Consider the following 13,628-nt stretch of genomic DNA (forward strand, 5'->3'; position numbering starts at 1 on the left):
TTTGGGGGGAATGTACGCTGGTAGAATTAAATTGGTGGCGACCGAGAAAGGGGTCGGCGTGAATGTGGGCAATTTGTCTGCTTCTCAAGGGAATTTGCAAATCACCGCGGATGGAAAGATTGTGTTAGGCAAGGCAAGCGCCACGGGTGATATTGACGTTGCCAGTAATCAACAAATTGCCCTTGCCGATTCTCAAGTGTCAAAAAACAATATCTTATTATCAGCACCGGAGATTGCACTCACCAACACGCAAGTATTGGCAGGTAAACAAGCCAAGTTGACTGCTCAGCACCTCAGTATGATCACCAGTCAACTAGCCAGTGGCAGCGAGGGGGAAGCGCAACCAGTCGAGCAAAGCTCCACCAGTGTTGACCCATTACATGCGGTGCAAAAAACAGGCGTTACCGAGTTAAACGTTGCCCAAGTTGAGCTTGATGCCAACAGCCAAATAGAGGGCAAAAACGTCCGCTTCGCTAACTTGGTGACACTCAATAACCAAGGTAATGTGAGTGCGGAAGAGACACTCGCGATTGAAGGCGATACCACCTCATTGCACGGTGATGGCGCATTGCAAGCAGACACAATAAATATCAATGTTTCAACAAACGCGCATATTGATAGTGATGTTATTGCCAACAGTGTGTTGGCGTTGAACTCAGAGGGGCGAATAGAAACGTCGCAATCCGGGCAGTTGATCAGCCATGGCGCGGTGAAATCAAATGTTGCTCAACTGGTGCATGCCGGGCAGATGGCCGGTGACACAGTTACCCTCACTGGCGGTGAAGTTATTGTTGCGAGCACGGGTAACATTAGCGCGATAAATACGCTTAACGCAGACTTAAACAGAATTGAAAATAGTGGCGTGATGGCCGGTGGCTCAACGGTTGCGCTCAACACCGTTACGTTGGATAACCAAGGCACGCTGCAAGCATTAGAGAAATTAGGCTTAACCCTCACCAGCCTAAGCAACTCCGGCGCAATCATCGCGTTGGAGAACTTGCAAGTAAATGCCAGTGATCGCATTGAAAACCTAGGGGTAATTTATACCCAAGCGGACGCGAATTTTTATGTAGCTAATACTTTCTCTAACCGAGAAGGGGATGTGTTGGCTGACGGTTCGATTACCATTGCCAAAAATGACAAGGGTGAATTTGCCAGTTCCGTCGAAAACTTATCGGGCACCATAGAAGCGAAAAAAGACGTAACCATAGCCGCGGATAAGATTAAAAATTCACGCTTGTCGATTGATAGCCACTCAAGTAGCGAAAACCACACCAGTGCACCTAGTAGCATTAATATTAGGGTATACGCAGGTAAAAAAAACTGCGGGAAACCATCAGGAGGCGGCAGTAACGGAAGACAAGGGGGGAAAGCAAGAGAAACAGTCTGTAGCTACAGTTACTCGGGCGGTAAACGGCAAAGACATTACAATACGGACTCGGTGAAGACGGAAGTGACAGGAAGCGCTGGCGCTTTACGCGCGAACGGTGATATGCGGTTAACATCCAACAGGTTGGACAACCAAGCCGCGCTAATATCGGCAAATGGGGATTTAACCGTAAATACCCAATCAATGAATAACCAAGCTTATGACAATAAAACAGTCAAACGATATGGTGAATATGAGTATTCCAATGGTTCAAAGAGCTCTACGGGGTATACAACAACAAGAGCAAGGTTGAAAAGAACATACTCAACCACCACACTCGGCGAAGCCTACTCATCCACCATACAAGCGGCTGGTGATATAACCATCAATGCCACCGATGAGGTGAACAACTCGGTTGTGGCTGGTAACACCTCTCAGTACATCTCAGACAACACGGTAAAAGAGACGCTCGAGCAAAGCGTACCTTCCGTTAATGATGAAGAGATTGTCATACCCAAGATTAACGATGTGCCTTTCCCTACTTATACCGTACCGAAAGTGAGCAATGGTTTATTTGTCGTCACCGACGGTCCGGAGAGCAAATATCTAATAGAGACCAACCCACACCTCGCTAATATTAATAAGTTCCTTGGCTCAGATTACTTCATGAGCCAAACCGGCTATGACCCAGAGCAAGAAGTTAAATTCTTGGGCGATGCGTTTTATGATACGCGGGTGATCACYCAAGCCATTTTTGAGCAAACAGGGCARCGTTACCTGAATAGCAAGGTTGGYAGTGATTTAGGGCAAATGCAGCAGCTTATCGACAATGCTGCTTCACAAAGCAAAGATTTGGAACTTCAACTGGGCGTTGCACTGAGCCGAGATCAGGTGGCGAGTTTAACTTCAGACATCGTTTGGTGGGAAGAGACCGAAGTGGAAGGGCAAAAAGTGTTGGCGCCTAAGCTTTATCTCGCCCAAGCGACGAAAGACAACGTGGGTAACGGCGCACTGATTGCCGCCAATAACATCGATATTGATGCCGGATCATTGACTAACGAAAACGCCAGCRTANAAGCCGATGGYGATTTACGAGTTGGCAGTAAACAAGNCATTGCCAAYCTYAATGGTNAGCTGTTGGCTAARCAAGATCTCACCCTTGACGCNGAAAACGACATTGAAAACATCGGCGGTTCCATTGCGGGTGATAACGTTGCCATAGCCAGCAATACTGGCTCAGTCATTAACCGCACCTTGGTGGATAAAGAGGTGTTGTTTGATCAGCGCGGGCGTGTGCACCAAAAAGTAATCACAACCCACATAGGRCAAGATGCGTCGATCACGTCTAACGGTANGCTCAGCATCGCGGCGCAAGGCGACATCGTTAATGACTCAGCGCTGATRAAGGCGGGTGGAGRCACCGCNCTGACYGCAGGGGAAAGCATTGTATTTGACTCCAAAGCCATTCACGAAGAAGTGCAGGGTTATGGCACTCGTGGCACTCGCCATGACAAATCCGTAACACATAAAACGGGTGAAGTGAGCAGTGGAGGCGCTCTGAGTATTCAAGCGGGTGGGGACTTCCGTTCAAAAGCCACTCAAATTGCAGTCAATGATGACGTATTAATCTCGGCAGAGAGCGTTACGCTAGAGACTGGATTAGACGAGCAATACAGYGCAGAGAACAACCGTCGCACCACAAAAAAACAGCACTTAAAGCGCCACCAAGGCAGCGCACTCTCGGGTGATAACATTACGATTGCTTCACGGGGCGATGTAAAGGTTGTTGGATCGTCAATAGCCGCCAATGACGACGTATTAATCTCGGCAGATAACGTTACGCTAGATGCCGCCTTGAACGAGCAATACAGAGGTGAGCGCTACGGTCGAACCACACAAAAACAGCATAAAAAACGCCATCAAGGCAGTGAACTATCGGGTGATAATATCACCATCGCCTCTCAAGGTGGGGTGGATGTTATAGGCTCATCCGTTGNCGCAGATGGCGAGCTTAACATCAGCGCCAAAGATGACGTTAACATCCTCGCRGTGAATGACAGTGACTATAGCTACTTCAAGAAAACCGTTAAAAAATCCTTTGGTCGCTCAAAAACCACCATTCGTGAAAGYTAYAACGAAACCGTAAAAGGCAGYGCGCTTTCTGGTGAGAACATCAATATCTCTGCCCACAAAATTGAAGGAGTGCAACTGCCGGGGGGAGAGAGCGATATACAACTGGTTGGTGCAAACCTAAATGCCACTGAAAACGTCAACCTCTCTGCGGATGGCGACGTGGTACTCGCGGCACAATCTTATAAACAATACCACCGAGAAGAATCAATTAAAAAGGGTCTGGGTGGGCTAAGTGGTAAACGCAAAGGCAGCATTGATGATGCGACCTTACTCAACAGCGCCAATGTTATCACTGGTGCCAACGTCAACATTGCCGCAGGTAATGATATTGGCGTGATTGCCAGCAACGTCGTCGCAGGGGGTAATGTTGATTTAGAGGCACTTGACCAACTGTTGGTCAGCGCTGGTGAAGAGCTAAAACAAGCGCAACAGTGGAGCGAAAAAACCAGCTTCTTATCAGGTGGCAGCCTGTTTGAAATGGAGAAAAAACGCAGTGGTGTCGAAGCGAAAACCGCCAAAGCCAGTATCATTCAATCGGGTGGTGACATTAACGCCAGTGGTGGCTCAGTGAAAGTGATTGGCTCGCAGCTCAATGCGCAAGAGAGCATCAACGCTCAAGCTGATACCGGCAATGTAGAAATCGTCGCCGCCAAAGAGTCTAAGCATCAATTTTCAAGTGAAGAAAAAATTGAAGTGAAGCTCAACATGGACGTTCTAAAAGGCGGCACGTTTGAAAACGGTCAATTCAAATACAGCATTGGCGAAGCCACTTACGACAAAGTCGATGAGCAAACAGATACCACCACTAACCAAAGCAGCCAGCTTCAAGCGGGTGAAGACATTGCGATTAACGCGGAATCCGACATCGTTGTCGAAGGCTCCAACTTATTTGCAGATGCGGATAACTCCAACTCGGGCGATATAAGCCTAGCGGCGAAAGACAGCATCACCATTAAAGAAGCCAAGGACACACAAACAAGCCAAAAAGATGAGCTGCACGGCAAAGCCGAAGTGAGCTTAGTGGTTCAGCATCAGGCGGTGGAAACCGCCAAAGCGGCGATTGCGTTAAAAGAATCGACCGAGAAACTTAAACAAGCGGAAAAAGACTACAAGCAATATAAAAAGGGGCTTGATGATCTGCAATCAACGCTGAGCACCCTTGAGCAGGAGTATGCCAGTAAAACGCCGGGTGTTAGCTTTGAAGATGTTGAAGAACTGCAAGACTTAATTGGAGACGTTGAAAGCGATGAGGCTTGGTATGTGGCAGGCATTGCGCTGGCGGCAGAAGATGTCGTCTCTAAGACCACCTCTTTAGTGCAGCAAACCGCAGCTTCAGCGCAAAGTAGCTCAACCTACGGATTTAATGCTGGCATTCACCTTGATCTTGAAGCGAGTAAAACTAAATCGAATTCACAACAAACTCACGCTGTTGGTTCGGCGCTTTCAGGGCAAAACATCTCATTGATCGCGGGGGCAAAAAACGGAGATAAGGCTAATATTCAAGGCTCACAAGTGATTGCGAAGGAATCGCTTCAAGTTGCGGCGAATGAAGTCAATATCACCGCTTCGCAAGATACCCATAACAGCCAATCGGAAACAAAATCAGGCTCTGTGAATGCTTCGATGACCGTTCATGGTTCCTCATCTGGCATCAACCTCAGTGCGAGTTTAAATCGCAATGAAAATAGCAGTTCGTCTATCACGCACACCAACAGCCAACTCGCGGGTGAGACGGTGTCGATTGCGTCGAACCAAGATACCAACATCAAAGGCGCCAATGTTGAAGCGCAAAAGCATCTCGACATCAAAGTGGGTGGTGATCTAAACATTGCCTCTGTTCAAGACAGGCATAAGTCGAATAACAAAGGCATGGGGATTAGTTCGGGGTTAAGTTTATCTGACGGTGAGAGCAACGATGTAACAGGGGCTAATGGTGGCGTGAATGCCTCTAATGGCAGAACCAATACCAAACAGACTTTGCTGAGTACTGTCACGTCTGGCAATACTGCAACCATAAAAGTTGCCAACAATACCGATGTAAAAGGTGCGCTGGTTGCCACCGTTGATGAACAAGGCAAAGATTTGGGGCAATTAGAGCTAGAGACTAAAACCCTGACTTATGCAGATCTTAGCAACACTAGCTACAGCCAGAGTAAAAATATTGGTCTCAATAGCAGTGTCGGTGTGAATGACGGTGAGTTGGATGCCACAAACAACAGCACCAGTGTGCAATATAAAAATGAATCGGGTTACAGCAAAAACAAAACCCTTGCGACGATAGGGCAAGGAACAGTCATGATTGCTGACCGTGATAACAGCCACGATACCGACAGGCTGAACCGCGACACCGAGCATACTGAAAAGGACTTGTTCACTGTTGACCGTAAGCAGGGGGATATTGATGTAACTGTTGATCACCGTCTGCTGACCGAAGAGGGTAGGAAGGGTATCAAGGAGGATTTCAAGCGGACGGAACTGGCTGGTAAGTCATTAGCGGATGTGGCAACAGAAGATTCAGTAACTTTAGCTGATACCTTTGAGCATATGGATGTGGTTCAGAAGGAGCTTGATGTACAGCTGTTAATTGCTCAGAACAAAGGTGATGCAGCCGTTAATATCAATAACCTTGAAAGCGCTACAGCTAAACAGAAGCAAGATGCCATTAATGACTATGCCAATGCATATTCAGAAGTCTTTGGTATCTCCATTGAGAGTGCCTTGGTTATCGCGGTCAATAAGTCGATAGGTGGTGCTCACTACATGGGCGACAAGGGTAGTAACATTGTTCTCAATGATGCAGCAATGAAAAATGCCCAAGACTATATGAATGTTCTGGCTCATGAGGTTACTCATGGGTTAGAGAAACAAGGTGTCATTGGTGATAAAGGTAAGCAAAGTGAAAACTACGCAGAGCTAGTTGGGGACTATGCCGAGGGTAACTATGAGTTTGCTTTGGAAAATAGCGGTCTAGGCAAAGTTAATAAAGGCAGTACCAACTCGTATATAGGGAATGACTCAAAAGCTGTTGTAGACAATAGTAACCAGTTTAATGCAGATGAAAAAAGATTAGCTGGAACAGATGAAATTGAATACCACTTAAATCGTTCAGAAATGAAAGAGCAAATAGAAATGGTTTCAGCATGCAGTAAAGCTGGAGCAGGATCGGCTGCTTGCAATAGAGTTAATGAATTGAAAATACTTGATCATACAAGAGACAAAGCTCTCAAAGGTGCATGTCAGGATATGTCTAGTAGCGCGTGCAAAACTGAAATTGCTTTAGCTCAAGAATCTTATGACTCGTTTGATGACGGAATATTACCATTTGAAGATAGCGCTTATGGTAAGGAACGAGAAAGCATAAATGTTGTACTAAAAGACCCAGATGGTAGCAAGAGGCAGGAAGATCAGGACTTCGTTGATAATTTACCAGCTAATGCTACCACCACTGCTGCAGGAGCATGTACAGTGCTAATGGCAGGAACCTGTGCAGTAGTTGCAGGAGTTGGAGAAATTACAGTTGAACTCGTAGACTATGTTACAGGTGATTTGTCTGATAAAGCCGCGGGAGTCAAGCCTATAATGGGGGTTATAGGTGAGTCGACATCAAACAGTATATCTGCTTTACCATTACCTAAAAAAGCAGAATGGGTACTGAGTGTTGGTAACTATGCCAATGGCTTTGTTTTAGATAAGTTAGCAGATACTCAAAAGGAAGATACACAAGATGAGGAAAAATAGAAGTACGTTTGGTATGTATAAATTAGGTTCTATATATACGTTTAGTATAATCTTTCTCATGCTAGGGATTAGTGAAAAACTGTGGTTTTTAGCTTTATTTTCATTGTTTATGATTGCCATTTTTATTAGGGATGAGTATGTAAAATATATTTTCAGCAATGACAAAAAATTGATTAAAGAGTACTACATAGCAACGATAGTTTTAGTTTTGTTAGCATTTGTGCATATTTTACTGTCAATTATGGCTAACCTCGTAATTGGTTCATATTTGTCGATAAAGCTCGTGAATAGCTATAAAAGATTGCAGAATAAAAATTAAAGGGACACACGCCCTAAAGTAGATTAGAAAAAGAACGTGTGATTAAAAACGTGAGGATGTAACACAGTGAGTGAGATTGAAGTACAAGACCCACAACGAATTTATCAGGAAATAGGGAGTCTTATTTGGTCGGTTTTTCCTGAAAATGCTCTGGAGGCGTACTTTTATTGTCAAGTATATCGTGCATCTAGAGATTATAAGTATAACTGGTTGGATCATGATGGAAATCTATCGAGGTATGATTTTGAACAACATCCAACTAGTGTTCTTCAGTTAATTTCAGCTCAGTTAAAAGAACTACAGCAGCATAGTATTTTTGACCAAGAACGCTGGACGCATTGCAAAGTAACATTAACTGATGAGGGACAGTTTCATATTAAGTTTGCGTATGTTGAAGAAGAAGATAGCTGGAGTGGTCTGTACATGAGGGGTGTTAGCTCATTAACTAAAGAAGAAGCTGAAACATATTCAGTTCCTGAAGATGTATGGAAAGAATGCCAAGCTCGGTCTTAATTAGAAAAAGCAAAGGGGTCAGGTCTTGCCTTTTGCCTTTTCCTAAAAATAGTCTAGGTTTAACTTAGGTTATTTTTATTCAGGGAAGAGAATGAGTAGACCATTACGAGTGGAATATGCAGGGGCTTTGTACCATGTCACCTCTCGGGGAAACGCGAGGCAGCCTATTTATTTGGAAGAAGCGGATTTTGACCTGTTTCTGGAAGTGCTTGGGCAAACTTGCCAACGTTTTAATTGGGTAGTACATAGTTATTGCTTGATGACCAATCATTACCACCTGCTGCTTGAAACGCCTGACGGTAATTTAAGTAAGGGCATGCGGCAGCTTAACGGCGTGTATACGCAGAAGTTTAATCGCAAACACCAGAGAGTTGGGCATTTATACCAAGGGCGTTATAAAGCGATATTGGTTGATAAAGAGGCATACTTACTTGAGGTGGGGCGTTACATTGTATTGAACCCCGTTCGCGCACATATGGTTGATTCGCCCGATGAATATCCATGGAGTAGTTGGCTTTTTACCCTTGGCATAGAGTGCCCACCCAAATGGCTGTCAGTTGATCAAACGTTACTTCAGTTCGCTCGTCAACGTTCTAAGGCAAGGGCAAAATATCGAGAGTTTGTACTGGCAGGAATAGGTAAGGCACTGTGGGATAAACTTAAGCAGCAAGTGTACTTAGGTAGTGATGATTTTGTGTTATTTCATCAGCCTGATCTGATGCTTGAATCTGGTGACATTAATGAAGTCCCAGCTAGCCAACGAAGACGAGCGCCTCTTGCTTTAAAAGATTATCAACAAAGTGAAGTAAGCCGAGATAAGGCAATCATTGCTGCTTATAATAGTGGTGGTTACAGCCAAAAGGTGATCGGTGATTATTTTGGGCTGCATTATTCACGAGTAAGTCGAATTATAGCAAAAAGCAAGACCTGACCTCATTCTCTTGCCATTATCTTTTTAAGGTAAACCTGAAACAGAGGATTTAAAAGGTGGGTCTAGTGTTAGTCGCTAAAGATAAAATCGTCAAATAACCTACTAAATTTGGGCTGGAAATACAGCCCAAATTAGGTCGTTACTGAGATTTTTGTTATTGTAGACTTGTTGTTGGTTATTGTGAATATGGTTATATATTGAAGTTTTCATTTACCCATTTAGAAAATAAGTCAGAATACAAGTTCTCTGGTGAGCCAGGTGATAAAGGAAAACCATTTAATTTGGTTGGGCAGCTTTTAGCTGCGAGGCGAGATGTGTTTATTAATTTTCTATCCTTAACTGAATATATAGATAACAATACAGACGCTTCATCGTAATAATGTGTACCGCAATTAATACCCAGAGGATCTGACCATTGCTCTACTCGTGAGTATATCAAATAGTCATTATTATTGGTCTTGGCAACATCTAAAGCTTTATCTTCAGTTAATTCGTTGTTTTCTACAACAATGAGTTGAGTAAACTTAGAAAGGCTATCACTCGCTATATTTAATGCAGATATACCACTACCTTCTGCTTTTTCATCTGACTCTCCCAAAGAGGTGAAACTCATCATTCTACCATCCCCACCATTAACTAAGTAGAAGTTAGAGTCGTTTAAAGAAATTTTATTTTCTCCTTTTAAAGTTTGACCATTTATTGCGTTAACATGGTAAGCCGTTGATGAACATGCGCTAATAGAGAGTGCAGTTAGTGCCACGAGAATGGATTTTATATTAATATTTATCACTTTGAACCTTGCGTATAATTGTTTGTTCGTTGAATGATAGAAGTTAATTGATAATTAGATCAAGTGATTAGTAGGTGGTATTATTTAAGTATTAATTTATTATAAAAATGTGCGACGTAGTGCGACTTTTACATTGATATTTATGATAGTTATGTAAGTTTTCTTTTATTTTGTTAAGTCCGTAATACGCTTATGGGTTACCCTGCCGTTATTATTACTGTAATGATTGCTTGATATTAAATACTGTCTATCTAACAAATTTTATTGTTAGGTTTATGATTGTTGAAATCTTAGTTGTTTCCAGAAAATACAATAATCATGTTTAGACAAAAAAATAATATGGAAAATTTAAGCCGCTGATGGTGACTTGTTCTCTACCTAAAACCACCCAATTTTATGAAATACAACCAATTCTGTAAGTTACATATAACTCAGTTGTGAGTCGCAAAGCATAGTACTGTTGTTGCACGTAAGTCTTGAATTTGACACGTTCGCAATAATTACATAATTAATTATTGTATTTATGCACTATGTAAGCTACTCGATCTGGTTGTTGTTGGTTTTCGTATTCTCAATGCCCACCAATGCTGCGCCTATTTCGCCCAACGCAAAAAATGAAATTGAACAAGCGCAACAAGAGCGATTACAAGCGTTGGAAGAAAGTGAGCGCGCTCTTAAAAATTTGAGTGACACTCCACAGTTTACGCCAACAGAAAAAATCGTTGACGAGCAGTGCTTTCAGATTGAGCAGATCCAGTTTATTGGCAACACACTTCTCTCACATGATGAACTGGTTCGCATTACGCAGTTTCAGCCRGCATGTTTAGGGATTTCTACCCTCAATAATTACCTGCGGCTAATCACTAACAGCTATGTTGAACTCGGTTATGTYACYAGCCGTGCCTTTCTCGCGCCGCAAGATCTCAGTGGTGGAACACTCGAACTCATCATTATTGAAGGGAAAGTCTCTCAAGGCGTATTTAATCAAACGAGCAAGCCRGGATTTAAAAATATCTATCCGTTTCAAGAGGGNGAGTTATTAAACCTCAGGCAGATTGARCAAGGGTTAGATCAGATCAACCGGCTTCAACGTTACAACGCTCAAGTGCAAATACTGCCCGATGAAAAAGAAGGGTACAGCATTGTCGATATTAGAAGCCCTAAYGGGAATTGGATATCGGGGAATGCGGGTTATCACAATGGCGGCTCTGAAAATACCGGNGAGAATCAGTTAACCGCGTATGTTGAAGTGGGTAACTTGATGGATTTGTTTGAGCGCTGGACGCTTTCTGCGTCGAAAAGTGCCGATTATGCCGATGACTATGATTCAGAGAGCCTTAACTTTGGTTTTGACTTACCCAAAGGTGACTGGAACATCAGCTATCGCTCTGGTTACTCCAGTTATCTCACYACNTTTATCCATAATRCYTTCCCTATTGCATCGACAGGGCAGACCAATACCCATGACTTATCGGTTCGTTATCTTTTTCACCGCGATAGTGTGAGTAAGGTGAAGCTGAACATAAGCGCCACTCATCGYCGAGATAAAAACCTATTGATGGGGGCGCTACTAGAAAACAGCAGTCGCAACTTATCACATGTCATGTTGGGCGTAGACTACAGCACCCGTATTGGCGCTGGTTTTTTCACGGTTTATCCGCAGTACTCTATGGGTACAGATTGGTTTGGTGGGGAAGAAACCAACCANCATGGCTTCAATCAACCGCAAGCGCAATTTGAAAAAGCTTCATTGACGTTGAGCTACAGTACCCAGTTATTTTCAAAACTCACCTATAGAACCACGATGTTTGGTCAATGGAGTGAYGACACCTTGTATGGCAGTCAGCGTTTAAGTATTGGCGGGCAATATTCCGTGCGGGGCTTTAACAACGGTTCTATTTCGGGTGATCGNGGTTATTACTGGCGCAACGAGATCAATTATCCGCTTGGTAAGGTCGACCTGTTTGACAATGTGGTGCTGGAACTGGCGTTGGATACCGGCAGCATGGATAAAGATGAGCATGATCTGTATGAAAGAGGCTCAATGCTCGGCTCTGCTGCGACGATAAAAACCTACAACAAAAAGATTTCGACCATTTTGAGTGTCGGGGTACCRCTTCAACACCCAAGTCGAATCAACCCTGATAAATACTCGCTTTATTACAACATTAATTTTGCATTTTAACTGGCAAGGACACCCCCATGACGAAACCCATTTCACCTTTCGCCCGTTACTCTGTCTATTTTGTATTGGCGGTGTTTAATACCCAACCGGTACTGGCCAATGTCGTTGTTGATGGCACGAATACCGTGGTGACCTCAGCGCCCAACGGTACAGAGGTGGTGAACATTGCCAAGCCCAATTCTCAAGGTTTATCACACAACAAGTACGAATTGTTTAATGTCGATAAGAGCGGGCTGGTTCTAAATAACTCCATTGACCAATTTGGTGTCTCTGAGCTTGCGGGTGTGTTGGAGGCAAACCTAAACCTGCAAGGGAAGGCGGCTGATGTCATTCTTAATGAAGTGACCAGTGCAAACAGAAGCCAGTTAGAGGGGTACACGGAAGTYTTTGGTCAGCAAGCCAATGTGATCATTTCGAACCCTTATGGCATAACGTGTGATGGCTGTGGGTTTATAAACACACCGCGRGTGACGCTTGCGACGGGGGCGCCTCATTTTGACAATGAAGAATTTGTCGGTTTTGATGTTCAGCAAGGRAAGATCAACATCGAAGGGTTGGGTTTAGATGCCTCGCGTCAAACTTACTTTGACATCATTAGCCGCACCGCCGAAATAAACGCCGAAATAAACGCACAACAACTGGACGTGATCACCGGGATAAACCGAGTCAATTATGCCGATAACCAAGCGATAGCCGTTCAGCCAACCGATGCACAATCTATAGAGAAACCCACCGTCGCCATTGATACCGCCTCTTTGGGGGGAATGTACGCNGGTAGAATTAAATTGGTGGCGACCGAGAAAGGGGTCGGCGTGAATGTGGGCAATTTGTCTGCTTCTCAAGGGAATTTGCAAATCACCGCGGATGGAAAGATTGTGTTAGGCAAGGCAAGCGCCACGGGTGATATTGACGTTGCCAGTAATCAACAAATTGCCCTTGCCGATTCTCAAGTGTCAAAAAACAATATCTTATTATCAGCACCGGAGATTACACTCACCAACACGCAAGTATTGGCAGGTAAACAAGTCAAGTTGACTGCTCAGCAGCTCAGTATGGTCACCAGTCAACTTGCCAGTGGCAGTGAGGGGGAAGCGCAACCAGTCGAGCCGAGCGCCACCAGTGTTGACCCATTACATGCGGTGCAAAAAACAGGAACTACCGAGTTAAACGTTGCCCAAGTTGAGCTTGATGCCAACAGCCAAATAGAGGGCGAAAACGTCCGCTTCGCTAACTTGGTGACTCTCAATAACCAAGGTAATGTGAGTGCGGAAGAGACACTCGCGATTGAAGGCGATACCACGTCATTGCACGGTGATGGCGCATTGCAAGCAGACACAATAAATATCAATGTTTCCACAAACGCGCATATTGATAGTGATGTTATTGCCAACAGTGTGTTGGCGTTGAACTCAGAGGGGCGAATAGAAACGTCGCAATCTGGGCAGTTGATCAGCCATGGAGCGTTGAAATCAAATGTTGCTCAACTGGTGCATGCCGGGCAGATGGCCGGTGACACAGTTACCTTCACTGGCGGTGAAGTTATTGTTGCGAGCACGGGTAACATTAGCGCGATAAATACGCTTAACGCAGACTTAAACAGAATTGAAAATAGTGGCGTGATGGCCGGTGGCTCAACGGTTGCGCTCAACA

6 protein-coding genes are annotated in these 13,628 nt (G+C 44.2%); 5 read left to right on the plus strand and 1 reads right to left on the minus strand.

Features of this window, described 5'->3' with window-relative positions; all coding sequences use genetic code 11:
* Positions 1-865: 865 nt before the first annotated feature.
* From L4C38_RS00160 to L4C38_RS00170, 3 genes are all read left to right on the plus strand, one after another.
* Positions 866-7,240, plus strand: coding sequence for a hemagglutinin repeat-containing protein (locus L4C38_RS00160; protein ID WP_428795532.1), 6,375 nt, complete (start codon positions 866-868; stop codon positions 7,238-7,240).
* 385 nt (positions 7,241-7,625) lie between these two features.
* A complete protein-coding gene (locus L4C38_RS00165; RefSeq protein WP_428795527.1) occupies positions 7,626-8,072 on the plus strand; it encodes an immunity protein YezG family protein in 447 nt (148 codons plus the stop codon).
* A gap of 91 nt (positions 8,073-8,163) precedes the next feature.
* Positions 8,164-9,003, plus strand: a complete 840-nt coding sequence (locus tag L4C38_RS00170) for an REP-associated tyrosine transposase (protein WP_428795528.1) — start codon at positions 8,164-8,166, stop codon at positions 9,001-9,003.
* Between the two features lie 190 nt (positions 9,004-9,193).
* On the opposite strand, the gene L4C38_RS00175 is transcribed toward L4C38_RS00170, so the two are convergent.
* Positions 9,194-9,793 (minus strand): DUF4823 domain-containing protein, encoded by a 600-nt coding sequence (locus tag L4C38_RS00175; protein WP_428795529.1) that lies wholly within the window; start codon positions 9,791-9,793, stop codon positions 9,194-9,196.
* A 574-nt stretch (positions 9,794-10,367) separates the two neighbouring features.
* Between L4C38_RS00175 and L4C38_RS00180 the strand changes: the two genes are divergently transcribed.
* The gene (locus L4C38_RS00180; RefSeq protein ID WP_428795530.1) at positions 10,368-11,978 is read left to right on the plus strand and encodes a ShlB/FhaC/HecB family hemolysin secretion/activation protein; all 1,611 of its coding nucleotides are present in this window, start codon (positions 10,368-10,370) and stop codon (positions 11,976-11,978) included.
* A 17-nt stretch (positions 11,979-11,995) separates the two neighbouring features.
* The coding region (locus tag L4C38_RS00185) for a filamentous hemagglutinin N-terminal domain-containing protein (protein ID WP_428795531.1) at positions 11,996-13,628 on the plus strand (1,633 nt) is incomplete at its 3' end.

The organism is Vibrio kasasachensis, from assembly GCF_050337565.1.
Classification (GTDB): domain Bacteria; phylum Pseudomonadota; class Gammaproteobacteria; order Enterobacterales; family Vibrionaceae; genus Vibrio; species Vibrio kasasachensis.